Origin of the sequence: Pseudomonas sp. TMW22089, assembly GCF_022496645.1 — a bacterium.
In the GTDB taxonomy this organism is placed as follows: Bacteria; Pseudomonadota; Gammaproteobacteria; order Pseudomonadales; family Pseudomonadaceae; genus Aquipseudomonas; species Aquipseudomonas paraversuta.
In genome coordinates this window covers 52,162-76,790 of record NZ_SCFG01000022.1, presented here as the reverse complement: position 1 = coordinate 76,790, position 24,629 = coordinate 52,162, and the positions used below count along the sequence as shown (strand labels likewise).

At 58.7% G+C, this 24,629-nt stretch carries 17 protein-coding genes and 1 pseudogene; 14 read left to right on the top strand and 4 right to left on the bottom strand.

The genetic code is table 11. From position 1 onward, the window contains the following. Positions 1-339: 339 nt before the first annotated feature. From recC to EQV90_RS17645, 6 genes are all read left to right on the top strand, one after another. Positions 340-3,789, top strand: coding sequence for an exodeoxyribonuclease V subunit gamma (gene recC / locus EQV90_RS17670; protein WP_160626258.1), 3,450 nt, complete (start codon positions 340-342; stop codon positions 3,787-3,789). Continuing rightward, on the top strand, positions 3,789-7,478 hold the full coding sequence (recB, locus tag EQV90_RS17665) for an exodeoxyribonuclease V subunit beta (protein ID WP_240878489.1): 3,690 nt from the start codon (positions 3,789-3,791) through the stop codon (positions 7,476-7,478). Before recC ends, recB begins: the two co-directional genes overlap by 1 nt. Then, positions 7,475-9,559, top strand: coding sequence for an exodeoxyribonuclease V subunit alpha (gene recD / locus EQV90_RS17660; RefSeq protein ID WP_240878488.1), 2,085 nt, complete (start codon positions 7,475-7,477; stop codon positions 9,557-9,559). The genes recB and recD overlap by 4 nt, the downstream gene beginning before the upstream one ends. Before the next feature lie 182 nt (positions 9,560-9,741). Further along, the gene (locus EQV90_RS17655) at positions 9,742-10,317 is read left to right on the top strand and encodes a YfiR family protein (RefSeq protein WP_003439374.1); all 576 of its coding nucleotides are present in this window, start codon (positions 9,742-9,744) and stop codon (positions 10,315-10,317) included. Next, entirely contained in the window at positions 10,314-11,570 is a 1,257-nt protein-coding gene (locus tag EQV90_RS17650; protein WP_003439376.1) for a diguanylate cyclase, read from the top strand. Before EQV90_RS17655 ends, EQV90_RS17650 begins: the two co-directional genes overlap by 4 nt. Positions 11,571-11,591: 21 nt before the next feature. Next, on the top strand, positions 11,592-12,095 hold the full coding sequence (locus tag EQV90_RS17645) for an OmpA family protein (RefSeq protein ID WP_003439378.1): 504 nt from the start codon (positions 11,592-11,594) through the stop codon (positions 12,093-12,095). Between the two features lie 77 nt (positions 12,096-12,172). Here EQV90_RS17645 and EQV90_RS17640 read toward each other — a convergent pair whose 3' ends face one another. The 3 genes and pseudogenes from EQV90_RS17640 to EQV90_RS17630 form a co-directional block, all read right to left on the bottom strand. Next, complete coding sequence (locus EQV90_RS17640) at positions 12,173-13,363, bottom strand: cellulase family glycosylhydrolase (protein ID WP_240878487.1); 1,191 nt, start codon at positions 13,361-13,363, stop codon at positions 12,173-12,175. Positions 13,364-13,509: 146 nt separating this feature from the next. Continuing rightward, positions 13,510-14,259, bottom strand: a complete 750-nt coding sequence (locus EQV90_RS17635; RefSeq protein ID WP_240878486.1) for a carbonic anhydrase — start codon at positions 14,257-14,259, stop codon at positions 13,510-13,512. A gap of 210 nt (positions 14,260-14,469) precedes the next feature. After that, a pseudogene (locus EQV90_RS17630) lies at positions 14,470-14,604 on the bottom strand (LysR family transcriptional regulator); the annotation flags it as partial. A gap of 47 nt (positions 14,605-14,651) precedes the next feature. Between EQV90_RS17630 and EQV90_RS17625 the strand changes: the two are divergent. The 6 genes from EQV90_RS17625 (at position 14,652) to EQV90_RS17600 (ending at position 20,468) form a co-directional block, all read left to right on the top strand. Then, positions 14,652-16,151 carry a tyrosine-type recombinase/integrase gene (locus EQV90_RS17625; RefSeq protein WP_240878485.1) on the top strand — a complete coding sequence of 500 codons (1,500 nt, stop codon included), beginning with the start codon at positions 14,652-14,654 and terminating at the stop codon, positions 16,149-16,151. Positions 16,152-16,232: 81 nt separating this feature from the next. Then, positions 16,233-16,610, top strand: coding sequence for a hypothetical protein (locus EQV90_RS17620; RefSeq protein WP_240878484.1), 378 nt, complete (start codon positions 16,233-16,235; stop codon positions 16,608-16,610). A 123-nt stretch (positions 16,611-16,733) separates the two neighbouring features. After that, positions 16,734-16,949, top strand: a complete 216-nt coding sequence (locus EQV90_RS17615; protein ID WP_240878483.1) for a hypothetical protein — start codon at positions 16,734-16,736, stop codon at positions 16,947-16,949. A gap of 703 nt (positions 16,950-17,652) precedes the next feature. Beyond that, positions 17,653-18,414: a KilA-N domain-containing protein gene (locus EQV90_RS17610; protein WP_240878482.1), complete on the top strand. Its 762-nt coding sequence runs from the start codon at positions 17,653-17,655 to the stop codon at positions 18,412-18,414. A gap of 560 nt (positions 18,415-18,974) precedes the next feature. Beyond that, positions 18,975-19,397, top strand: coding sequence for a hypothetical protein (locus tag EQV90_RS17605; RefSeq protein WP_240878481.1), 423 nt, complete (start codon positions 18,975-18,977; stop codon positions 19,395-19,397). A 48-nt stretch (positions 19,398-19,445) separates the two neighbouring features. Beyond that, a complete protein-coding gene (locus EQV90_RS17600; RefSeq protein ID WP_240878480.1) occupies positions 19,446-20,468 on the top strand; it encodes a hypothetical protein in 1,023 nt (340 codons plus the stop codon). Positions 20,469-21,054: 586 nt separating this feature from the next. Here EQV90_RS17600 and EQV90_RS17595 read toward each other — a convergent pair. Then, positions 21,055-22,002, bottom strand: a complete 948-nt coding sequence (locus EQV90_RS17595; RefSeq protein ID WP_240878479.1) for a LysR family transcriptional regulator — start codon at positions 22,000-22,002, stop codon at positions 21,055-21,057. A 182-nt stretch (positions 22,003-22,184) separates the two neighbouring features. On the opposite strand from EQV90_RS17595, the gene EQV90_RS17590 reads away from it, so the two are divergent. Beyond that, entirely contained in the window at positions 22,185-23,699 is a 1,515-nt protein-coding gene (locus tag EQV90_RS17590; protein WP_240878478.1) for a CoA-acylating methylmalonate-semialdehyde dehydrogenase, read from the top strand. Between the two features lie 11 nt (positions 23,700-23,710). After that, positions 23,711-24,598, top strand: coding sequence for a 3-hydroxyisobutyrate dehydrogenase (mmsB, locus tag EQV90_RS17585; protein ID WP_010657277.1), 888 nt, complete (start codon positions 23,711-23,713; stop codon positions 24,596-24,598). Positions 24,599-24,629 lie beyond the last annotated feature (31 nt).

Below are 24,629 nucleotides of genomic sequence, written 5' to 3'. Positions count from 1 at the left end.
ACGATGCATCGCCGATGGTAGTGTGGGGTTTCCCCATGTGAGAGTAGGTCATCGTCAAGATTAAATTCCAAACCCCCTGTCTGCTCACGCAGACAGGGGGTTTGTTTTTGTGCCGAGAAAAGTTGCAGCCCGCGATACGCTGCAACAACTCTTCCGCTGCTGCAGTCGCCGAATGCGCAAGGCAGCAGGTGGCACAGGGCTTCTCTTGCCCAAGACTTACTGTCTATCGCAGCCTTCGGTAGCGACTACAGGGCCGGACCGGTCTTGCAATACTCCACCAATGCTCCCGGGCAATGATAAGGTTCGCCTTTGGATTTGCTCTCTCCTAAGGATGCCGTCATGCCGGTTGCTACGTCCCTCAATGCGGGTTTTATGGTGGTTCACGGTAACCGCCTTGATGAGTTGCGCAGCCTGGTCGTGAGCTGGATGCGCCGCTACCCTCTGGCTCCTTTGGAGAACGAAATTGCTTTGGTGCAGAGCAACGGTATCGCCCAATGGCTGAAGCTGGCTCTGGCGGAAGATGCCCGGGACGATGACCTTGGCGGCTGTGGTATTGCCGCCGCGGTAGACGTGCAGTTGCCCGGCAGTTTCATGTGGCAACTTTATAGAGTCGTCCTGGGCAGTGAACAAATCCCTGCAACGTCCCTGCTCGATAAGGCCCCGCTGACCTGGCGCCTGATGCGCTTGCTCCCGGCGCTTATCGATCAGCCGCACTTCGAACCCTTGCAGCGCTTCCTTACCCATGACAGCGATCTGCGCAAACGCTATCAGCTGTCAGAGCGGCTGGCTGACCTGTTCGACCAATATCAGGTTTACCGGGCCGACTGGCTGGAAGATTGGGCCGCAGGCCGCCATCAATTGCGCAACGCCCGGGGTGAAAGTCCGGCCCTGAGCCCGGCTAACTGCTGGCAGGCCGAACTCTGGCGTGCGTTATTGCTCGATGTGGGTGAGGAGGGCATGTCCCAGAGTCGGGCCGGTGTTCACCAGCGCTTCATGGATAAGATCAACAGCCTTGAGCAAGCGCCGCCCGGTTTACCGGCCAGGGTGATTGTATTCGGGATTTCTTCACTGCCCGCCCAGGCGCTCGAAGCCCTGGCCGGACTTTCCCGTTTCAGCCAGGTGCTGCTGTGCGTACACAACCCTTGTCGCCATCACTGGTCTGACATCGTTGCGGATAAAGACCTGCTGCGTCACCAGTACAAACGTCAGGCGCGCAAAGCGGGAATGCCTGCAGCCCTGGACCTGGATATCCTGCATCAACACGCCCACCCGTTGCTTGCTGCCTGGGGCAAACAAGGGCGTGACTACATCAATCTGCTCGACAGCTACGATGACCCCAATAGTTATCGCGCTGCTTTTCGTGATGGCCGTATCGACCTGTTCAGTGAGGTGCAACCGCTGAACCAGCTGAACCAGTTGCAGGATGACATCCTCGAACTGCGCCCCCTCAGCGAAACCCGCGAGTTATGGCCCGCCGTCGATTTGGAACAGGATCAATCAATCCGCTTCCAGGTTGCCCACAGTGCGCAGCGCGAAGTCGAGATCCTTCACGACCAGTTGCTCGCCCGATTCGCAAAATATCCTCAGTTGCAGCCGCGGGATGTGATCGTGATGGTGCCGGATATCGACAGCTACGCGCCCCATATCCGTGCCGTATTTGGCCAGATCGAGCGAGACGACCGCCGGTTCATCCCCTACACCCTGGCAGACCAGGGCCAGCGTGGCCGTGATCCGCTGCTGATCGCCATCGAGCATCTGCTCAAGTTGCCGGACAGCCGTTTTCCCGTCAGTGAAATTCTCGACTTGCTGGATGTTCCGGCCCTGCGCGCACGCTTCAACGTACAAGAGCGCGACTTGCCGACCCTGCATCGCTGGATTGAAGGTGCGGGGATTCGTTGGGGACTGAATGCTGAGCAACGGGCCGGCCTCGGTTTGCCGGCTCATCTGGAACAAAACAGTTGGCGCTTTGGCCTGCGCCGCATGTTGCTCGGTTATGCCGTCGGCAGCGCCGAAGCCTGCGATGGCATCGAGCCTTATGATGAAATTGGCGGTCTCGATGCGGTACTGATCGGCCCCCTCGTGGCATTGCTGGACGCACTGGAAATTGCCCACCAGGAGCTGTCCCGACCGGCTTTGCCGGGGCAATGGGGCGAGCGCCTGCAGGCATTGGTGCAACTGTTTTTCCAGGCAGAAACCGAACATGACGATTACCTGCTGGCCCAGCTCGAAGAGCTTCGCGAAACCTGGCTCGAGACCTGTGAGCTGGTAGGTCTGCAAGACGAGTTACCGCTAACCGTAGTACGTGAAGCCTGGTTGGCCGGGCTTGATCAAGGCAAGCTGTCGCAGCGCTTTTTGGCCGGGGCGGTGAATTTTTGCACCCTGATGCCGATGCGGGCCATTCCGTTCAAGCTGGTATGCCTGTTGGGCATGAACGATGGCGACTACCCGCGTGCGCAACCACCGCTTGATTTCGACCTGATGGGCAGTGACTACCGCCCGGGTGACAGATCCCGCCGGGAAGATGACCGCTACCTGCTGCTCGAAGCGCTGCTTTCTGCACGGGATCAGCTCTATATCAGCTGGGTCGGGCGCAGTATTCGCGACAACAGCGAGCGTCCTGCCTGCGTATTGATCGGGCAACTGCGCGACCACCTGGCCAGCGGCTGGCAACTGGCGGGCGGGGGCGACTTGCTGCAAGCCATGACCCAGGAACATCCGCTTCAACCCTTCAGTACCCGCTACTTCCATGAAGGTAATTCCAACCTGTTCAGCTATGCCCGGGAATGGCAGCGTTTACACGAGCCCCAACCGGCACCTGTTGCGCCGGGCATCCTGACCGCGCACGAACAAGAAGAACCTTTGAACCTGACCCAACTGCAGGACTTCTTGCGTAATCCTGTACGGCACTTCTTTAGCCAACGTTTGAAAGTGTTCTTTGAGGCGGCCGAAGTGCCTCTGGCAGATGAGGAACCCTTCGTACTCGACGCGTTACAGCGCTACACCCTGAGCGACAGCTTGCTCGAAGCCGCATTGGCCCAGCCAGACCAGCCTGAACAGGCCTTGCATACCCGGGCCCTGCGTTTACAGGGCAGCGGTCTGCTGCCCATGGCCGGTTTTGGCGAGAGTCTGCAGCAAGAACTGATAGAGCCACTTCCAGATGTACTACAGCGCTATCAGCAATTACTTGCCCTTTGGCCTACGCCGCTCAATAGCGCGCTTCCCGTCAGCTTTGAGGCAAACGGCCTGACTCTGGAAGGCTGGCTGAGCAATCTGCATCAACGCAGTGACAAGGGCCTACTGTCCGTCACGACTATTCCTAACAGTATTGGCGCGATCAAAACCCGTAAATGGCATCGCTTGACCCGGCCCTGGGTCAACCATCTGGTCGCTTGCGCCAGTGGCCTGGACATGTCCACTGCGTTGGTAGCCAGCGATGACACCTTGCTGCTCGCGCCTCTGGAGGCCAAGCACGCCAGTGAAATTCTTGGCAACTTGCTGATGGCCTGGAAAGTCGGCATGGGCCGCCCGTTACCCATTGCGGTCAAAACAGCCTTCGCCTGGCTGGCCCAGACCGATCCGGCCAAAGCCGATGCCGCGGCGCAAAAAGCCTACGAAGGCGACGGCCAGACCAGCGATGGCGAGCGTCGCGAAAGTGCCGCACTCGCACGCCAGTTCCCTGATTACCCGGCCCTGATGGCCAGTGAAGAATTTGCAGAGTGGTGCGATGCCCTCTATCGACCACTCTTTGATGCGCCATGGCGTTCATTGAACAGCGAGGCGTCCCGCTAATGAACGAGCAAAAAACACCTCTGGCCCTGGCCTTTCCCCTGCGCGGCAGTCAACTGATCGAGGCCAGCGCGGGCACCGGCAAAACCTTCACCATCTCGGCACTCTATTTGCGTTTGATTCTGGGGCATGGCGCCGGGGAGTCGGGCTTCGGCCGCGAGTTGCTACCCCCGCAAATCCTGGTGGTGACCTTCACCGATGCCGCGACCAAAGAGCTGCGTGACCGTATCCGCACCCGGCTCGCTGAAGCCGCGCGGTTCTTCCGTGACGAGATCGAAGCCCCGGACGCCCTGGTTGCACAACTGCGGGACCAGTTCGCGCCCGGGCAATGGGCCGCCTGTGCCGGGCGCCTCGATATCGCAGCACAGTGGATGGACGAAGCTGCCGTTTCGACCATCCACAGTTGGTGCCAGCGGATGCTGCGTGAACATGCCTTCGACAGTGGCAGCCTGTTTACCCAGACCCTGGAAACCGACCACAGCGATTTGCTTGGCGAAGTACTGCGCGATTACTGGCGACTGTTTTGTTACCCCATGCATGGCGATGCCTTGAACTGGGTGCGCGCCAACTGGAGTGGCCCGGCCGCCTTGTTACCGCGGGTTCGCGCCTTGTTCGGCAGCTCAAGGGCGCCTGAAAATGTGGAGCAAACACCGGCCTCGATGATCGAAGCCTGTTTGCTGGAACGTCGCCAGGCCCTTGCACAGCTGAAAACCCCCTGGTTGCAATGGGCCCAGCAGCTGCGTGAAATCTGCCTGCAGGCCGTGGCCGCCAAAGCGGTGGACGGCAGGAAAATGCAGGCCCGTTATTTTGAACCCTGGTTTGAAAAACTCAGTGCCTGGGCGGCTGACGAATCTCTGGAGCAGCTGGATCTGGGCACAGGTTTCACCCGCCTGACCCCCGATGGCTTCGCAGAAGCCTGGAAAGGCGAGCCCCCGCAGCATCCAGCGCTGGACGCCATGCACGGCCTGAAAGCCGCGCTTGATGCCTTGCCGACGCCGGATGCCGCAGTTCTTGAGCACGCCGCTTATTGGGTGAGCAAACGTTTTGAAGAAGAAAAGCGTCGGCGTGCCGAGATGGGCTTTGACGACATGCTGCTGCGGCTCGACGCGGCGTTGCAGGCCGACGGCGGCGAGCGTCTGGCGACCCTGATTCGCGAGCAGTTTCCGGTGGCCCTGATTGACGAATTCCAGGACACCGACCCGGTGCAGTACCGCATCTTCGAGACCATCTACCGTATCGAAGACAACAGTCCCGATACCGGCCTGTTCCTGATCGGCGACCCGAAACAGGCGATCTATGCCTTTCGCGGCGCCGACATCTACACCTATTTGCGTGCCCGTCACGCCACCAGTGGCCGACTGCATACCCTTGATACCAACTTCCGCTCCAGCCATGTAATGGTCGAAGCGGTGAACCACGTATTTGCCCGGGCCGAGCAGCGGGACAGCGGGCGGGGGGCATTTTTGTTCCGCGAAGGTCCGGAGAATCCGGTGCCCTTTGTGTCGGTCAAATCCCAGGGCCGTAAAGAAGTCCTGCAACTGGATGGCCAGCCCGCCACTGCGTTGACCCTTTGGCAACTGCCCTCCGAGCAGCCGCTGTCAGGTGTCATTTATCGTCAGCAACTGGCAGCGGCCTGTGCCAGCCAAATTGTTGAGTTGCTCAATGGCGGTCAGCAAGGTCGGTGCGGTTTTGCCCAGGCGGGCAAAGCCCTGCGCGGTGTATTGCCGGCAGACATTGCCATTCTGGTACGTGACGGTAAGGAAGCTCAGGCGGTCAGGCGTGAATTGTCGACACGGGGCGTACGCAGCGTTTACCTGTCTGATAAGGATTCGGTCTACGCCGCCCAGGAAGCCCACGATGTACTGGCCTGGCTCAAAGCCTGTGCCGAGCCGGACGTTGAACGCCCGCTGCGGGCCGCCCTGGCCTGCATCACCCTCGACCTGCCGCTGATTGAACTCGAACGTCTGAATCAGGACGAACTGGCCTGGGAATCCCGGGTCATGCAATTCCGGGGCTACCGCGAGATCTGGCGCAAGCAGGGTGTGCTGGCCATGTTGCGCCGACTGCTGCATGACTTCCAATTGCCTCAGGCGCTGATTGCCCGTGTCGATGGCGAACGGATATTGACCAACGTCCTGCACCTGTCCGAACTGCTGCAGCAGGCCGCCACCGAACTGGATGGCGAACAGGCGCTGATCCGGCATCTGGCCGAGCACCTGGCGCTATCCGGGCAGGCCGGGGAAGAGCAAATCCTGCGCCTTGAAAGTGACGAGCAACTGGTCAAAGTGGTGACCATTCACAAGTCCAAAGGCCTGGAATACCCCTTGGTATTCCTGCCGTTTATTTGCTCCACCAAACCTGTGGATGGCAGCCGTTTGCCGCTGCATTATCACGATGATGCGGGCAACCCGCGGGTGAGTTTAAAGGCCACGCCAGAGCTGATAACCCAGGCCGATGACGAGCGTCTGGCCGAAGACCTGCGCCTGCTCTATGTGGCCCTGACCCGGGCCCAGCATGCTTGCTGGCTGGGGGTGGCCGACCTCAAGCGCGGTAACAACAATCGTTCGGTGCTGCATCTTTCAGCACTGGGCTATTTGCTCGGAGGTGGTGCGCTGCTGGCCGAGTCCGCAGGATTGCAGGGTTGGCTGACTGACTTGCAACAAGACTGCGCGGCGATCCGCTACTTGCCCGTGCCGACGGCCAGCGAGGCGAAATTTTATCCACCGCTCAATCAGGCGACCCTGCTCAAGCCGCTGCTACCGGCACGTCGGGCAGCGGAAAACTGGTGGATCGCGTCCTACAGTGCCTTGCGCATTGGTGACAGCCTCAGCCCCGCCGAAGCCCCTGAAAGCGCCCTGGCGCAAAAACTCTCGGACGATGAGCGACTTGATCCGGATGCGCCGCGTGAAGTGCTGCTCAGTGGCGGCGACATTCACCGGTTTCCCCGCGGGCCCAATCCCGGAACCTTCCTCCATGGTCTGCTCGAATGGGCGGGCGGCGAAGGCTTCAAGGCAGACCCGCAGGCCATCCAGGATGCCGTGGCCCGGCGTTGCAACCGTCGCGGCTGGCAAGGCTGGATCGAGACCCTGAGCGACTGGTTGCAGCATCTGCAAGATGAGCCGCTGCGCCTCAATAACGGTCAGCCGGCGGTGGTCCTCAGCGAGCTGAGCCAGTATCAGATCGAAATGGAATTCTGGTTTGCCAGCCACAAGGTTGATGTCCTGCAACTGGACAGGCTGGTACGCCAGCACACCCATGGCGGTGCCGCACGTGCGGCAGCGGAACCGAGCCTGCTCAATGGCATGTTCAAAGGCTTTATTGACCTGACGTTTGAACACCAGGGGCGTTACTACGTGGCGGACTACAAATCCAACTGGCTGGGTGCCGACGACTCGGCCTACACCGAGCAAGCGATGACGGCCTCCATACTGGATAACCGCTACGACCTGCAATACGTGTTGTACCTGCTGGCCCTGCATCGCCAGCTAAAGGCCAGGTTGGCCGATTACGACTATGACCGGCATATGGGCGGCGCGCTCTACCTGTTCTTGCGCGGTACCCGGTCCCAGGGGCAGGGCGTGTTCTTCACCCGTCCGCCCAGACTATTGATCGAAAGCCTGGACCTGATGTTCCAGGGCAAACCTGCGGCACAACAGGCAGAGCCGGCGTGGGAACAGGGAGTGTTGTTATGAGTCGTTCATTTGCCGAGCTGTTGCCTACCCCGCTGACGGCCGAGAGCCTGGCCCGGCTGCAACCCTTGCACCGGGCCGAGGATTTGCTGCTATTGCTGGAGCGCTGGGTGGAGCGCGGCTGGCTGCGCGCTCTGGATAAAGCCTTTGTCGCATTTCTGCATGAGCGCGACCCCCATGGCGATCCATTGGTGCTGCTGGCGGCGGCGTTGACCAGCCACCAGCTGGGGCACGGGCACGTCTGCCTGGACCTGTTTGAAACCCTGAAAGAGCCCGATTTCGCGCTGTCCCTGCCGCCTGAGGGGGATGTGCAGACCGGTGCCATGTTGCTGCCCTCACAATTACTCGAAGCGCTGGATGGCGACGCCTGGTGCAAGGCTTTGCAAGCCAGCCCGCTGGTAGAGCATGCCGGCCAGTCGCTGGCCGATGCCGCCAGCCGGCCATTGGTGCTGAGTGACCGGCGTCTGTATCTGCGTCGTTACTGGGCGTATGAGCGGCGCATCGACAGCGCATTGCGCCAACGGCTGGCAGCCACTCAAGTGACCTCTGCGGATTTGCCTGCGCGCCTCGACAGCCTGTTCGGCAGCCCCTCCGCGAATGCGCCGATTGACTGGCAGAAGCTGGCCTGCGCCCTGGCCACCCGGGGCGCGTTCAGCATTGTCACCGGCGGTCCCGGTACGGGTAAAACCACCACGGTGGTACGTTTGCTGGCACTGCTTCAAGCCCCGGCCGTTGAAGCGGGGACCCCGTTGCGGATCCGTCTTGCCGCGCCGACCGGCAAGGCAGCGGCACGCTTGACCGAGTCCATCAGTCTGCAAGTCAAGTCACTGGAAGTGGACGACAAGGTCCGGCAAAAAATCCCCAGTGATGTGACCACCGTTCACCGCCTGCTTGGCAGTCGCCCCGGCACCCGGCACTTCCGCCATCACGCGGGCAACCGTTTGCCGCTGGACGTGCTGGTGGTTGACGAGGCCTCGATGATCGATCTGGAAATGATGGCCAACCTGCTCGATGCACTGCCCGCCCATGCCCGGCTGGTGCTGCTGGGGGACAAGGACCAGCTGGCGTCGGTTGAAGCCGGTGCCGTGCTGGGGGATTTGTGTCGCGATGCCGAAGCGGGTTGGTACACCCCGCAAACCCGGGAGTGGCTGGAGCACGTCAGCGGCGAAAGCCTGGCCGCCAGTGAGTTGCAGCAAGACCTCGACGGTTCTCATCCGTTAGCCCAGCAAGTGGTCATGCTCCGCCATTCGCGGCGCTTTGGCGAAGGCAGCGGCATCGGCCAGCTCTCGCGTCTGGTCAATCGTCAGCAATCCGATGCTGCGCGGGCGCTATTGGCGGCCGGCAGCCATGCCGACCTTTTTGCCCTGTCCCTCAAGGGTGAACAGGACCGTGCCTTTGAGCGCCTGGCGCTGGAAGGGCGAGGGGCGCAGGCCAAAGGCTATCGACACTATCTCGAGGTGTTGCGCGAGCAGCGCCCGGCAGCCGAGGCGGGGCTCGAAGACCCCTGCTGGGGGGCGTGGGCCGGCAAGGTGCTGGAGGCGTTCGAAGCGTTTCAAGTACTGTGTGCGGTGCGCAAAGGTCCCTGGGGTGTCGAAGGTCTGAATGAGCGCATCACCCGTGCCCTGTTCGGCCACAAGCTGATTGACAGCGACCAGCACTGGTACGAAGGCCGCCCGGTGCTGATGACCCGCAATGATTACGGCCTGGGGTTGATGAACGGCGATATCGGCATTGCTCTCAAACTCCCTGAGCGTGACGGACTGACACCCAAGTACGTGTTGCGCGTGGCTTTCGCTCGCAACGACGGGCAGGGCGGCATTCGCTTTGTGCTGCCAAGCCGCCTCAATGATGTGGAAACGGTGTACGCCATGACCGTGCACAAATCCCAGGGCTCGGAGTTCTCCCACACCGCGCTGGTGCTGCCGGAAGCGCTGAACCCGGTATTGACCAAGGAGCTGATTTACACCGGTATCACCCGGGCCAAACACTGGTTCAGCTTGGTCGAACCGCGTGCCGGTGTCTTCGAAGAAGCGGTACAGCGCAAGGTTAAGCGCTTGAGCGGCTTGATGCTGGGGCTGAAGTAGCCATGGTCAAAGAGGATTTGCCCCCTGCTTATGGCCCTGGCCGCAACTTGCGGCAGAACCTCGGGGCATGAGTCCTGCGCAAACCGTTGCGGGCCGGGCATAATGTGACGCGCATCACGTTTTGATGCGCGCCGTGCTATCGTTGCGACATCACTCACCTAATGAACACAGAGATTTCAGGCATGGACGTGGCTGTCCCACCGACAGGACAAGGGGCTGGATGGCGGCTACGGCGGCTATCACTTTGCCTGTTACTGTTGAGCACTCCCTGCCTGGCCCAGCCTGAAGCGTCCAGCAACCTGGCAGATCAGCGAGCGAAGGCTGTGACCCAAGTGGTCCTGGGCATCCTCAGCTATGCACGCTGGCCCATCGAGCCGGCTCAAATGCAGTTGTGCGTGGTGGGCCCCACTGAATACACCGATGACTTGCTTCAAGGTGCTACCCAGTCCAGTGGTCGGCAGGTGCAAGTGCGGCGCATGCTGGTGAGTAACCCGGCCATAGCCCGCGAGTGCAACGCGGTGTATCTGGGCAAGCTAAGCACCGCAGAGCGCAGCAGCCTGTTCAGTTCCCTGAGCGGACAAGCCGTCCTGAGCATCAGCGAATACGGTGATCAATGCACCGTCGGCAGTCTGTTCTGCCTGCGGGTGACCGATGAGCAAGTGACATTTGAGGTCAACCTCGACTCTGTTGCCCGCAGCGGTGTGCGTATTCACCCCAGCGTGTTGCAACTGTCACGGCGTCGGGCGGTTCAACCATGAGCCTGTTCAAAGCTCCTGAACAGCGGCGCAGCCTGCGCTCTGTGCTGCGGCGCGGGCATCTGGGAGTAGCGCTGGTAGCAGTGATCCTGGCCAGCGCGTCCATGACCCTGCTGGGCGTGCTGGCGCTCAAGGTTTATGCGGACCACAACCTGCACTTGATTGCCCGCTCCATCAACTACACCGTGGAAGCTGCCGTGGTGTTTGATGATCAGGTGGCGGCAACCGAAGCGCTGGACATGATCGCTTCCACCGAAGCCGTCGCCGAGGCTGAGGTCTACACCGCCAATGGTGAATTGCTCGCCCATTGGCGGCGCCCGGAAACCGGCTTGCTGTCGAAGGTCGAAATGCTGCTGGCCGACAGTTTGCTGCAACAGCCGATCAAGGTCCCGATTGAGCATCAGGGGCGGGAAGTCGGGGTGGTGGTGGTCAGCGGGCACGGCGCCAACATGTTGCGCTTTTTACTCAGCGGCTTGCTTGGCGTGCTTCTGTGTACGGCGCTCAGTGCCTGGAGCGCGTTGTACCTGTCGCGGCGTCTGCTTGGCGGCATCACCGGCCCCTTGCAGCAGTTGGCCGAAGTTGCCCACGCCGCGCGCATCGATCGGGCGTTTGACCGTCGCGTGCCGCCTGCCCATATCGCCGAGCTGGACAGCCTGGGCAACGACTTCAATGCCTTGCTTGATGAGCTGGAGTCATGGCAAAGCCACTTGCAAAATGAAAATCAGAGTCTGGCGCACCAGGCCAGCCACGACTCGCTGACCAATCTGCCCAACCGAGCCTATTTTGCCGCGCGGCTGGCGCTGACCTTGCGCACGCTGAACAAGCCCGGAGATAAGGTTGCCGTGCTGTTTCTCGACAGTGACCGCTTTAAAGACATCAACGATACCCATGGCCATGCCGCAGGAGACGCGGTGCTGGTCGCAGTGGCAACGCGGATCCGCGCCCAGTTGCGCGAAAACGATGTGGTGGCGCGTCTGGGCGGCGACGAATTCGCCATATCCCTGACCCCGCTGCACCGCATCGAAGATGCCCAGCGTATTGCAGACAAAATCATCGCCAGCATGCTTGAGCCGATCCGGTTACCGGATGACAGCCATGTCGTGACGTCGCTCAGTATTGGAATCGCCGTTTACCCCGAACATGGTGCAACCCCGGATACGCTGCTCTGTGCAGCGGATTCGGCGATGTACCAGGCCAAACGCCTCGCCCGAGGCGGGCAACAGGTTGCGGAGTTGGAGTACCCCGCAGCCCAGTGATAATCAGGAGCTTGTCCCCCCATGCGTGTATTGACCCAGCGTTACCTGCAATTTTTTAGTGCTGTCTTGTTGTTGGCCATGTTGTCATTGACCGGCTGTCAGACCGCCCCGCCCAAAGGGCTGACGCCGGCGCAGATTGCCGTGCTCAAGCAACAGGGGTTTGAACTGACCGATGAAGGCTGGGCATTTGGCTTGTCAGGCAAAGTGCTGTTCGGCAGCGACCTGGAAGTGCTCAACCCCCAGAGCCAGGAAATCGTGGAACGCATCGGTAAAGCATTGCTTGCCGCCGACATCCAGCGCGTACGGGTTGACGGCCATACCGACTCGTCCGGTAGCAACGCTTACAACGAGCAGCTGTCCGTACGGCGTGCCAACAGCGTGGTCAAAGTGCTGACCAAAGTCGGCATGCAGCCTGAAAATGTTGAGGTCCGCGGGCTGGGTAGCCGGGTGCCGGTAGCGTCCAACAGCACCCGCTCCGGACGTACTGAAAATCGGCGGGTGGCGATTGTGGTGATTGCCGAATAAAGACCTGCGTTATGGCTACGGCCTCTCCTGGCATCGCTATCAGATCAGTGTGCGAGTGTCAGGAGGGGCCGGGGCTTTTATTCACTCTTCTTCAGCCGCTTGCTGATGGGTTCGAATTCAGCTGTGGCAGATCGTTTGACCGGGTCCGGCTGCCCGTCCTCAGCCGCTTTCCAGTAAGCCCAGGGAACGTTGGCGCTTCCCAGCTCGTAATCCATACCGTCCCAGCTGTCCTCGCGAAAGCTGTAAAACGCCCAGTGCACCCTGGCTGCTTCCAGTGCGCTGAGCACATCCTCCAGATACTGCTGACAACCGGGCAGTTTACGCATGCATCCGAACTCTCCCGCGACCATCCGGTTGGCCGGTATGGCGTGCTGTGCGGCCCAGTCGAGGGGCAGTTGAAGATAGCTGCGAACCCGGTTCGGGTCCCACTTCTGCATGCCCGCAGCAAATGGCACCAGGCCCGGGTAGGTATAGGGTCTGGCCCGTTGCAAATTGGGGGCACTGGTTGCCGCATAGGGCTCGTACATGTGAAAGCTGTACAGTACGCGGCTGTCGGCCAACGGGGCTGGCCAGTATGAGAATGCATCGGCCGCGCCGTACCAGCCGGCGTCCACCATGATCGGTGTGAGTGGATCAACTTCGCGGATGGCGCTGATGAGGGTTTGGTAAAACCCGGGTAAATCCCGTGCGCTGCCGACCTGTTTTTCGTACCAGTCCCGCATCTTTGCAGCATCGGCGTGCTCGGCCAGCCCCGCCTGTTTTTCCGGTGCCGGCTCGTTGATCAAGTTGTAAGCGGCAACCGCGGGGTGCTCTTTGAGCACTGCGGCGAGATCACGCCAGAAGGCAGCACTTTGGGTCCAGAATCGCTTGTCTTGCCACAAGCGGTCATCGAAGCGGTCGCCATTGTTTTGCGCCCAGCGCATACCCGGCAGCGAAAGGGGCGTGATCACCACTTTGAGCCCTGCGGCATGTGCCCGGTCCAGGGTGGCTATCAACTGTTGCAGATCCTTGGCAACCAGTCCCTGGTACTGGTCTGCATTGCCAATCAGGTAGTCCCGTTCTGCCGGCTGCCACTTGTCATAGGACAGGCGCACCCAGTTCGCGCCATAGTCCTGCAGAGCATCGAAATAGGCTTGATCGGGAGGCAGTCGATTGAAACTGTTTCCTCCACGCTCAGGCTTGTCCCAAAAGGCAATCATGTCCGCGGCACCAGCTGCGCCAGACAGTACACCCAGTAACAAAAGGGCGGGCATCGTCCTGAGTTTCATGGCGGTTTTTCCTCGGATGCTGAGGGACGGGGAGCGGATTGTTCATCAGCAGCAAGCAGGGCTTTTAACAGCGGGGTGCATGTCCCGGGCGCCGGTTCCCTGCGTAAAGCACGCAAAGGCTGCAGCCCGGGAACATGTTCAGGGTTCTAGGCGATCAACTCGACTTTGCCACTGTCGAGTTTATAGATGCCACCCACGATGTTCAGCTTTCCCTTGGCCAGCGCATCCGACAACAGGCTTGATTCACTTTTGAGGCGGGCCACTGTGTCTTTGACGTTTTGCGCAATGGCGTTGTCCAGCAGGTTTCCGGGCCGGGTTAACACCTTGGCCACCGAGGGCTTGATCGCATCCGCCAGCCCCTGAATCTGCCCGGGAAACTTCGCGCCGTCTTTCTGCGCCTTGACCCCGGCCGAGACCGCACCACAACTGTCGTGGCCGAGCACCATGATCAAAGGTGTTTCCAGTACGGCCACGGCATATTCCAGGCTTGCCAGGCCGTCGGACGTCACGAAATTACCCGCCACCCGCACCGCAAACAGGTCGCCGCGCGCGGTATCGAATGCATACTCCGGGGCGATTCTCGAGTCGGCGCAACCCAGCACGGCGGCATAGGGGTTTTGCCCGTTGACCAGGGCCTCACGCTCGGTCAGGAAGTCATGGCGCCGGGTCACGCCCTGGGCGTAACGGGCATTGCCTGCCATCAACCGCGTCAAAGCCTTTTGCGGGTCAAGCCGGTTTTGCGGTTTGGGGACCGGGCCGTCGCTGGCGGCTTGGGCCAGTTGCGCGGGCAGCGCGCCGGCCAGCATCAAAGCGCCGGCAGCGCCCCCCGCCAGGCGGAGGAAATTACGGCGATGATTGATGGTGGGTGCAGGTGACGGTTCGCAGGAAATGCACATGGGAGGGAACACTCTTGATGGATGAGGGCATGGAAGCCATGGCACCTCGGCTAATCGGAGGTCGGGGGCTGACAGTCGGAGCCCGGAGCCGCAGAGTAAGAGTGGTGAAAATTGGCGCCTATGGGATTTGTCCTAAATTTCTTAAGGCCGGCGGCGCGCAGCGCAGTACGCAGGTGCGGCTCTCCTGTGTCGGCTGCGCGTTTAGGACTGTTAATCGGCGAAACGCATCTCGCGACTTTCCCCCAGCAACAACGGTGCATTCAGCTCCGTCACTTCGCGGATGTAATCCCACAACAGGGTGATCCGCTTGAGCTTCCTCAAATCCTCCCGGCAGTACATCCAGAACTACAAGACGTAAGGGTTCCACCCAATGATTACGGGACCCTCACGCCATGATGACCATTGCAACGCTCTATCCTGTTACAAGTGCTGTCACAAACTCTGCTGTATCTCTCAGGCCGACCATAAGGCTCGCTAAGCTCTATCACTACAGGCGCAACGGCATCTACTATCTGCGCCTCAGAGAGACAGGCAGCACCACGCAGGCCACCTCAGTATCCCTCAAGACCTCCGACAGAAAGGCCGCTATGGACGCTTCACGAAGACTTGCCGAGACCATCAAGTCCTTCCACTTGGACCACCCTGAGGCCACTTGGAGTGAACTTCGAGAGCATTTGCTATGGGTCGCTGAGGGACTCTTGTCGTGTTCCCATGATGTTCACTCTTTGCGTGACTGGGGCGACCTGTACGAGGACGTTAGGACGAACCTGACTGAAATTGCCGCAACGATGCCCCTCAACGTCGATCAGCATGAGCATGTGACCAAGGCTAAAGACGTGATGGCTGCTGCTCAGGTTCGACTACGGGGCGACTCAGTGCCGCTCGTGAAGATCATTAGGGACCTTGAGGGTAGCCCTGAGCCCATGTTGAAGCACGTGAGTGACGTGTCTCTGTCCTTATCTGTAAAGGGGCCCGCGATGACCTTTGAGACTCTCTCAGGCCTCTACATGTCGGACCGGGCAGGGGAACAGAAGGCCAGCACACTCAGTTCCACCAAGTTCACTCATGGTGTCTTAAGCACTGAGTTAGGAGCTTTGGACCTGAGGATGCACACGAGGGCAGATCTTGTTGCCTTGAGGGATAGGCTTGCGGCGACACGTAAACCAGCAACGGTAAATCAGATGCTGATGAAGCTCTCTGCTGTCCTGAATTGGTCAGTTGAGAATGGTCATCTTGAAAAGACCTACGATAAGAAACTCAAGTTCACCAAGGGCATTGAGTCCACCCGTAAAGCGTTTACTCAGGACCAGATAGGCAGCCTGATGGCCTACGCGAACAAGCTCCCTGAGACATCATGGAAACGCTGGTTGCTGAGTCTTGGGATCATCACTGGTGGCCGACTCAATGAAATCTCTCAGTTGAGCATTAGCGACATTCAGACCCTTAAGTCAGGAATTGTCGTTATCCACATCAATGAGGTTGGTGAGGGTAAGTCCATCAAGAACAAGCGTAGTGAGAGGCTGGTGCCATTGACTGATGGTGCCTATGGGTTCGACCTTGAAGCGTTCCTGCGGTACGTCGATACCTGCAAACAGAGCGGAAACGATTCGTTGGCACAGATCGGCTACAGACCAGCAGGCGAATGGGTCAACCAGCAGGCAATCCCTCAGGCTCTCGGGGAGTCTTATGTACGGGGCTTGGTGTTCCACTCATTGCGCCACTCTTTGGCTTCCCTTATGCAGGTCAAAGGGGTGCCTACAATTCACGCTCAGGCCGTCATGGGACACGCTTCAGGCACCATTACGTTTGATACTTATGGGTCTGGTGTTCCCGTTGAGGTGATCGCTGAAGTGCTTTGCGGTTTGTTTGGTAAGAGTCTTGAAGGTCACTGAGATGCCTTTCGGGAAATTCCAGAGTCGCTCTCGCTGATATCTAAATGATACGATTCTGCCACCAAGGGAACGGAGCAGCACATGCGAAATATTGACCTTTATGGACACGCTAAGGTTACCAAGGAGTTTCATGAGCGTGCGTCTTACATAGCCCGTATGTCTTCAGCTGGAGAGAAGTCCGCCAGATCCATGGCATGGGATCTCTTTGCTACTGACCAGCTGAAGATTGACGACAGCAATGAGCGGACGTCCAATTTCGCTAAACTTAAGTACGTAGAGGCGATTGAAAGGCTGCGTCCTTATGGTTTGGTAATGGATATCGACGCCGACACATTTGCCCGTCACTTCTTTGATGAACTGTGTGTGATAAATAAGAAAGTGACGAATAAAGGGGTTCAGATCGTTTTTTATGTATTTGTCGCCCTGGCCCTTTTTGGTATCTATAAACTTTTCCTGTGAAGAACCCGAGTCAAAGCGCTGTACGAGACGCCGTTTGCTTTCAACTCACAGGAACGTAGGCATTAGGTTTATACCAAATGTAGAGAACTTAGCAAAACCACATAACTGAATGGACACTTACCAATGCAAAAACTCAAGTCATTCCTCCTCATCGTAGCCGGGGTCTTTTATGGTCTGGTCACGTTCAATGGCTCGCTTCGCCTTGGCATGAAGGTCGGTGAACATTTCCATAGCAAACCACTGATGCTTATAGCTGCTGTTGTGTTCCTTGCTATGTCCGTTGGTGGCTTCTTCTGGTTACGTCGGATCGTCCGTACGCCTCGCAATGCATGGGACTGACCTTGGCAGGATTTAAAAACCCTCACATATAGGGAGATAGGATGCCCAGAATTAAAAACCCTCACCTACAGGGAGAGGACTCAAACAGTCCCTCCACCGTAACCGCTAAGTCACCCTCAAGGTGATGCCAGTGGGCAAGGCTCAACGTGACAGCGTGGTTCACTCCACCAGACACATGAGACCACCAAGTCAGAACCCTACGGGGTCCTCTGAGGTCCAGTTACGAGGACCATCACAACGATACAGTCTGTCGAGCCTCTGAATGGCTTGATGGACCCTTAATAGGTTTGGGCCTCCTATTACTGATCGTGTGATTACAGGGGCCTTTTACTTAAAGATCCTCTAAGAGGAATATCAGATAGTAATCTTTATATTCTCTCTCTAAGTTAAAAGACTTTAAGAGCCCTTTAAGTACAAAGGCTCAGGTCTTCTCAGACCATGATTGCAGGCAACGGCATCATAGGGTCACTCACCGTGACTCGTTATATGGTCTCTGAGTTCTCAGGTGTCCTCAATATTGGATGCCATTTAAAAAACCTCACCTACACGGACACACCGTCCACCTCTAAGGCCATTCGCATGGTCAATACATCAACAGAGTCTTTCTGATTGCTCCCTGTGCTACTCGCCAGAACCCGTCATGGGGTCTCTGTGCTGGCCTGTGGATGCGAACTCAGGGAGCAATCAAAAGGAAACCATGAATATGCAAACTTCCGAACTTCTACCTGTCGTCATCAACGGTCAGACTTTCTCTGCCAATCAAGATCGTATGTGGAACCTCAACGAGATTCAAAAGGGTCTCGACCTGCCTGACGCCAAACGGCCAAGTCAGTGGGATAACGAGATCCGCAAAGCCTTAGACCAGAGTGGAAATTTCCACACTGCTTTGGGTGGTGCCAATCCGGGTACATGGGCAACTGAGGCAGGGACTATTGCTTATGCCATGTGGGTATCTCCAGACTTTTACCTGATGGTAGTTCACGCCTTCGTCGCAGTGCGCAATAGCGCGGTGAGTGAGCTTCGCCATAAGGACGCTCTCTTAGACGCCAACATGCCCAAGGCCTCGACCCTCGACATGAAAGCCCGAGGTGCTGGTCTGACATGGACTGAGGCTTGCCGTGTGACTGGTATTCAACAATCTCGACTCGCTTTGGACGCTCTGGTCTCAATGGGCTCCTTTGTGTACCCCATGGATAACTTCGGGAGCCGTGAGGGCTCGCCACGCCCACGTAAGCAGGGCTTCGAAGTGGGTGCCTTTGTGAAGGCCTCTTCGGAGTTTGGGAATCGTGAAGGCTGGCGAGTAAAACCTCGTGGTCTGGATTGGCTCCGTAACAAGGCCGAAGAGATCAACCTAAAGGTAGCCGAGACGAAGGCTCAGAAGAGCAGAGCAAAGTTAGCTGCCAAGCAATCGACAGTTAAGCGTGTGGGGCGTCCCAATGTTTCCCCACAGGTCGCCCAGCGATGACCTACCTCGACCTACTCAACAGCCTATGCTCGACCCCAGCGTCACGCATGAAGCTCATAACCATCCGCAATCAATGGACTGACAGTTACAAGCGAAAGGCCGTCTCAATGATCCATCCCTTGGGTGGTCGTGTGGTCGATCAAGCGGCCCTTGAGGCTCGCCTTCACGGGTACTTGGTGACCTTCATGCACAGCCTTATTGCCGGTGGTGTCCATCTTGACGCTCTCTTGATGGTGCCTTTGTCCGTACCGTTGAATCGACAACCAATTGCTTACAGCCAAGTCCTGGGTCTCTCTAAGGACTCCGCTACAACCGCTTAACCTCGCACCAGTAGTAACCGCAAGACCCTCCCCAAAGTGCCCATTAGGTCAGTCCGCCATGCTGCCCGAAGGACCCTTGACGACCCGCAAAAGCTTCACCTCAGTCGTCGAATACATCCCTCAAACCCAGAACATATAGACAAGCCGTGAAGGCGCCGGAGTGGCTAACTCCTTGGCCTCTGGTCTTCGTCGCCCATGCGGCACGGCTTGATCTATGTGTCTATTAGGAGACACAACCCCATGAAACTGAACATCGTTAACACCCCTGATCGTCTTGAAGTTCAAGGCCAAGTCGTATCCCGAGAATATGCCGAGGGCGTAATGCTCGCTGGTCTGTTGGCTATGGCTGGCAAGAACGACCCCAAGGTCACCGAGATCGTCCGTCAATACCGTGATGCTGGTCTGAGTACCGTCGCGTTTCCTGTAGAGACCCGTCGGGCCTTCACGGTCTTCGCTAAGGAAGACCAACAGGAAGCCACACGCGCCGCTGAGGCTGCATGGTTCGCTGAACGAGCCAAGGAACAGGTCCCACCGACTCCCCTTGAGGCTGCCCGTAAGCGTGCTGAGCGTGATGCCCAGAGTGAGCGGATTCGACGTATGGGCGTAGAGACCCGAGCTGCCAGAGGTGGCGGTGCATGGTCCTCTTTCCCCGACTTTGACTGATCCCTCTACGACCCTTCAAGACAACTAATTCAGGAGTAAATACCCATCATGAAACGCGATCAATACGAAGCACCCAACGCCTATACCGTGTCCCAAACCGAAGGCTCGACCCGTATCCAGTTCACCCGTGCCGACAAAATCAAGGAAGGCATGGCGGCGGACACCAGCATCTACGTCGAGATCTTTTCTCAGGCGCTCGATGAGTATTTCAATGAAGGTGATTGGAAAGCCGAAGCGGCCCAAGCGATCCCTTGTGAGTTCCGTCCGGCCAAGACTGAGCCGACTGCTCAACAACTGGTCGTAATGCAGAACCGTTCGGTTACCTTCGACCCTCGGACCAGCATCTATGGTGACAAATCAGAGTTCACCAGTGGTCAGGCTATCGTCGGCGATGTGATCTTCACGGAGCCCTGCGACAAGGCTGCATTGTTCTCCTTCCGTACCACCTTCTTGGACGCTCACCTCATTGCAGGCTGGTCCGGTGAAGGCTTGCAACAGACTGGCAAGAAGCTGCTGGATGACTTTGAGCTGACCTGTGGCGGTGTCGTTGCGGGTATCTTGAAGGACGCTCAGTCCACCGAGACCAAGACCTATACAGGCGCCCTGAGTGCGACTCCGCGTGAGCGTGCAGAAGACATCATCGACGCCTTGACCATGCACCTGAACCTTGCAGTGGGTCGCGACCTTGAGTCCTTCGTGTTGCTGATGCCTGTGGTCTTGTCGGCTGTCCTGAACCGTGCCGCTCAGCGTGCTGGTCATGATGACCTTGAGGACTACTTGGGGACCCGCACTCAGTTCTACTCGGGTGAGGACCATGGTGTGTTTATGCTGCCTATGGGCTTCGCCTCGTTGTCCTTCCGTGAGGGACCAGACGGCGACATCTGGAACGTAACGACCACTCGTAATCCGGCCATTCAAGGCTGGGATCTTGAGGTCACCGGTGTGGCGGACGTAATCGCTCAGGGCAAAGTTCGCCTGAAGCTGGCTAACCCTGCCGACCCTACCGAGAAGTTCCAGACCGAGACAGTTAGCTTTCCGCTAATCACTCGCGTGGTCTTCGCTGCTGAGTAACACCATCACCATCAAGAACCATTGGGGTCCCTTCAAGGGGACCTCGTGGGTCTCGTGGGAAGCCTCAAGCCTACTTTAGGTTTTGAGTTTCAACCGCTACGAATCCGGGTGTTTGAGGCTTCACCACGATACCTACTGCAACACACATCACATCACGAGAAGCCCTAACGATGGTCCATATGAAACTGTGGGCAGTCGTGAAGGCTGTCCTATTGTCCAGAGCGTTCTGGAAGCTTGTCGGCATCCTTGGGGCGACCTTTGGGATCGCTAACGCTGAGGTCGTCTCTGAGGTCCTTGGTGAGCTGTTCACTGAGGTCTTTGCGGGCGCTTGAGGGTCCTGAAAGGCTGATGGAAATATGAAGAAAATTTCTCCGACCTGACCTCAGTGTTAAATGACGTGCAGTTACCCCCGTAGGCCCTCGCGCCTGTGCCTCAGCGCCTGCTCATGGGGTCCTTATCGCGCCCACGTGCGCCACTGTAAGAACCCTTTCGACTGTCACAAGTGATGTCACAACCCCTGTCACAAGTCGTTGCCAAGAGCCTGATGAGGTCGTTAGGATGGGGCTCCCTTGCTCCTTGTAGACTCTCAGTCTGCGAACCGAAGGACATGCGTCTCGCCCAGCAATAACGGGCGGTTTAGCTCAGTCACTTCGCGGATGTAATCCCACAACAGGGTGATCCGCTTGAGCTTCCTCAGGTCCTCGCGGCAGTACATCCAGAACTGGCGTGTGAGGTTGATCTCGTCCGGCAGTACCGGCAGCAAACGCGGGTCCTGTGCCGCCAGAAAGCACGGCAGGATTGCCAGCGAGCGACCCTGCTGCGCCGCCACGAACTGCGCGATCACGCTGGTGCTGCGCAGGTTGGCGCTGGCGCCGGGCAGCACATTGGCCAGGTACAGCAACTCGGAACTGAACGCCAGATCGTCGACGTAACTGATAAACGGGTGATCCACCAGGTCGGCCGCCCGGCGAATCGGCGGGTGCTGGTCCAGGTATTCCTGGGTAGCAAATAACTGCAACTGGTAGTCACACAGCTTGCAGCACACATACGGCCCGTGTTCCGGGCGCTCCAGGGCAATCACGATGTCGGCTTCGCGCTTGGACAGGCTGATGAAGTGCGGTAACGGCAAGATGTCCACGGAAATGGCCGGGTAGGCATCCACGAAGTGGCTCAGCTGCGGGGTGATAAAAAAACTTCCGAAGCCCTCGGTGCAGCCCATTCGCACATGCCCCGACAGCGCCACGCCCGAGCCCGAAACCTGCTCGCAGGCCATGTGCAGCGTGCTCTCGATTGACTCGGCATAGCCCAGTAGACGCTGGCCTTCAGGGGTCAGGGTGAAGCCATTGGTACGGGATTTTTCGAACAGCAAGGTACCCAGCGCGGCTTCCAGCGAACTGATACGCCGTGACACGGTGGTGTAGTCCACCGCCAGGCGCTTGGCGGCGCTGCTGGCCTTGCGGGTGCGGGCCACCTCGAGAAAAAACTTCAGGTCGTCCCAGTTCAGTGCGCTTAACGATGTGATGTTTTTTTGCATGTTAGACCGGCTTTTATGTGCGTTCTTATTAGAAGAACGCACACCTATACTCCAAAAACAGTCCTGCGACCAATCCGGGCGCACCGGTGCACGACTTAATCTGTAGAAGCGAGCTTGCTTGCGAGCAAGCTCGCTCCTACAGATTGGCGTGACCGGACATAACAATAATTTCGGAGACTTCCATGAACGTTTCTACTACCCCGTACCAAAATGCCCGACTGCTGATCGATGGCGAGTGGGTCGAGTCCCAGACCACCGAGTGGCACGACATCGTCAACCCGGCGACTCAGCAAGTACTGGCCAAAGTCCCTTTCGCTACCCCCGATGAAGTCAACGCCGCTATCGCCGCAGCGCAACGCGCCTTCCAGACCTGGAGGCTGACGCCGATCGGCGCGCGGATGCGCATCATGCTCAAGTTGCAGGCGCTGATTCGTGAACACTCCAAGCGTATCGCCACGGTGCTCAGTGCCGAGCAGGGCAAAACCATTGCCGACGCCGAGGGCGATATTTTTCGCGGCCTGGAAGTCGTGGAGCACGCGTGCTCTATCGGTACCCTGCAGATGGGTGAGTTCGCAGAAAACGTTGCGAGCGGGGTGGATACCTACACCTTGCGTCAACCTATCGGCGTTTGTGCAGGCATCACGCCTTTCAACTTCCCGGCAATGATTCCGCTGTGGATGTTCCCGATGGCCATCGCCTGCGGCAACACCTTCGTCCTCAAACCGTCAGAACAAGACCCGCTGTCGACCCTGATGCTGGTGGAGCTGGCTCTTGAAGCCGGGGTTCCACCAGGCGTGCTCAACGTGGTCCATGGCGGCAAGGACGTGGTGGATGCTCTGTGCACCCACGCCGATATCAAGGCTGTATCGTTCGTCGGTTCAACCGCCGTGGGCACCCACGTGTATGACCTGGCAGGCCGCCACGGCAAGCGCGTGCAATCGATGATGGGCGCCAAAAACCACGCCGTGGTACTGCCCGATGCCAATCGCCAGCAAACCCTGAATGCTCTGGTCGGTGCCGGTTTCGGTGCTGCCGGGCAACGCTGCATGGCCACCTCGGTGGTGGTGCTGGTGGGCGCGGCCAAACAATGGTTGCCGGACCTTAAGGCGCTGGCACAAAAGCTCAAGGTCAATGCCGGCAGCGAGGCGGGTACCGATGTCGGCCCGGTGATTTCCAAGCGTGCGAAAGAGCGCGTGCTGGGGCTGATTGAAAGCGGGATCAAGGAAGGCGCGGTACTGGAGCTGGATGGCCGCGATATCAAGGTCCCGGGCTTCGAGCACGGCAACTTTGTGGGGCCAACCCTGTTCTCGGGTGTCACCACCGTCATGCAGATCTACACCCAGGAAATCTTCGGCCCGGTCCTGGTGGTGATTGAAGTCGATACCCTTGACCAGGCCATTGCGCTGGTCAACGCCAACCCGTTCGGCAATGGCACCGGCCTGTTCACCCAAAGCGGTGCGGCGGCGCGTAAATTCCAGAACGAAATCGACGTGGGCCAGGTCGGCATCAACATCCCGATTCCGGTGCCGGTCCCGTTCTTCAGCTTCACCGGTTCCCGTGGTTCCAAGCTGGGCGATCTGGGGCCGTACGGCAAGCAAGTGGTGCAGTTCTATACTCAGACCAAGACCGTCACCAGTCGCTGGTTCGACGATGACAGCGTGAATGATGGCGTCAACACCACCATCAATCTTCGTTGAGGGCACAGACCATGAACATTGCATTTATCGGCTTGGGCAACATGGGCGCACCGATGGCGCGCAACCTGCTCAAGGCCGGGCACTCGTTGAACCTGTTTGATCTGAACAAGGACATTCTGGCTGAACTGGCAGCCCTGGGCGGCCATGTCAGCGCTTCGCCCCGTGAGGCGGCCAAAGGTACTGAACTGGTGATCACCATGCTGCCGGCTGCCGCCCATGTGCGCAGCGTATGGCTGGGTGAAGACGGGGTGCTGGCCGGCATCGGCGAAGGTGTCCCGGCGGTGGATTGCAGCACCATTGACCCGCAGACCGCTCGCGATGTAGCGGGCGCGGCGGCCAGACAAGGCGTGCAAATGGCCGATGCCCCGGTGTCCGGCGGCACCGGCGGGGCGCAGGCAGGCACCCTGACCTTTATGGTCGGTGCCAGCCAGGCCCTGTTCGATACGCTGCACCCGGTCCTTTCGCAAATGGGCCGCAACATAGTCCATTGTGGGGATGTGGGCACCGGCCAGGTGGCTAAAATCTGCAACAACCTGCTGCTGGGTATCTCCATGGTCGGGGTCAGTGAAGCCATGGCTCTGGGCGCGGCATTGGGTATCGACAGCGAAGTGCTGGCCGGGGTGATCAACAGTTCCACCGGACGCTGCTGGAGTTCCGAAATCTACAACCCGTGGCCGGGCATTGTGCCAACGGCACCCGCTTCGCGCGGCTACACCGGCGGTTTTGGTGCCGAGCTGATGCTCAAGGATCTGGGGCTGGCCACCGAAGCTGCACGTCAGGCGCATCAGCCCGTGGTCATGGGCGCAGTGGCGCAACAGTTGTACCAGGCAATGAGTTTGCGCGGAGAGGGCGGTAAAGACTTCTCGGCCATCATCAATAGCTATCGCAAGCCCGAATAGGGCATTTACGGGAGTCCGCGTCGGGCGGACT

Bases quoted from the DNA above. Each gene is read 5' to 3' on its own strand.
- EQV90_RS17590 (WP_240878478.1), top strand. From the start codon at position 22,185: ATGAACGTTTCTACTACCCCGTACCAAAATGCCCGACTGCTGATCGAT.
- EQV90_RS17645 (WP_003439378.1), top strand. From the start codon at position 11,592: ATGCGTGTATTGACCCAGCGTTACCTGCAATTTTTTAGTGCTGTCTTG.
- recC (WP_160626258.1), top strand. From the start codon at position 340: ATGCCGGTTGCTACGTCCCTCAATGCGGGTTTTATGGTGGTTCACGGT.
- EQV90_RS17640 (WP_240878487.1), bottom strand. From the start codon at position 13,363: ATGAAACTCAGGACGATGCCCGCCCTTTTGTTACTGGGTGTACTGTCT.
- EQV90_RS17635 (WP_240878486.1), bottom strand. From the start codon at position 14,259: ATGTGCATTTCCTGCGAACCGTCACCTGCACCCACCATCAATCATCGC.
- EQV90_RS17615 (WP_240878483.1), top strand. From the start codon at position 16,734: ATGCAAAAACTCAAGTCATTCCTCCTCATCGTAGCCGGGGTCTTTTAT.
- EQV90_RS17650 (WP_003439376.1), top strand. From the start codon at position 10,314: ATGAGCCTGTTCAAAGCTCCTGAACAGCGGCGCAGCCTGCGCTCTGTG.
- EQV90_RS17610 (WP_240878482.1), top strand. From the start codon at position 17,653: ATGCAAACTTCCGAACTTCTACCTGTCGTCATCAACGGTCAGACTTTC.
- recB (WP_240878489.1), top strand. From the start codon at position 3,789: ATGAACGAGCAAAAAACACCTCTGGCCCTGGCCTTTCCCCTGCGCGGC.
- EQV90_RS17605 (WP_240878481.1), top strand. From the start codon at position 18,975: ATGAAACTGAACATCGTTAACACCCCTGATCGTCTTGAAGTTCAAGGC.
- EQV90_RS17600 (WP_240878480.1), top strand. From the start codon at position 19,446: ATGAAACGCGATCAATACGAAGCACCCAACGCCTATACCGTGTCCCAA.
- EQV90_RS17620 (WP_240878484.1), top strand. From the start codon at position 16,233: ATGCGAAATATTGACCTTTATGGACACGCTAAGGTTACCAAGGAGTTT.
- EQV90_RS17595 (WP_240878479.1), bottom strand. From the start codon at position 22,002: ATGCAAAAAAACATCACATCGTTAAGCGCACTGAACTGGGACGACCTG.
- EQV90_RS17625 (WP_240878485.1), top strand. From the start codon at position 14,652: ATGATGACCATTGCAACGCTCTATCCTGTTACAAGTGCTGTCACAAAC.
- mmsB (WP_010657277.1), top strand. From the start codon at position 23,711: ATGAACATTGCATTTATCGGCTTGGGCAACATGGGCGCACCGATGGCG.
- EQV90_RS17655 (WP_003439374.1), top strand. From the start codon at position 9,742: ATGGACGTGGCTGTCCCACCGACAGGACAAGGGGCTGGATGGCGGCTA.
- recD (WP_240878488.1), top strand. From the start codon at position 7,475: ATGAGTCGTTCATTTGCCGAGCTGTTGCCTACCCCGCTGACGGCCGAG.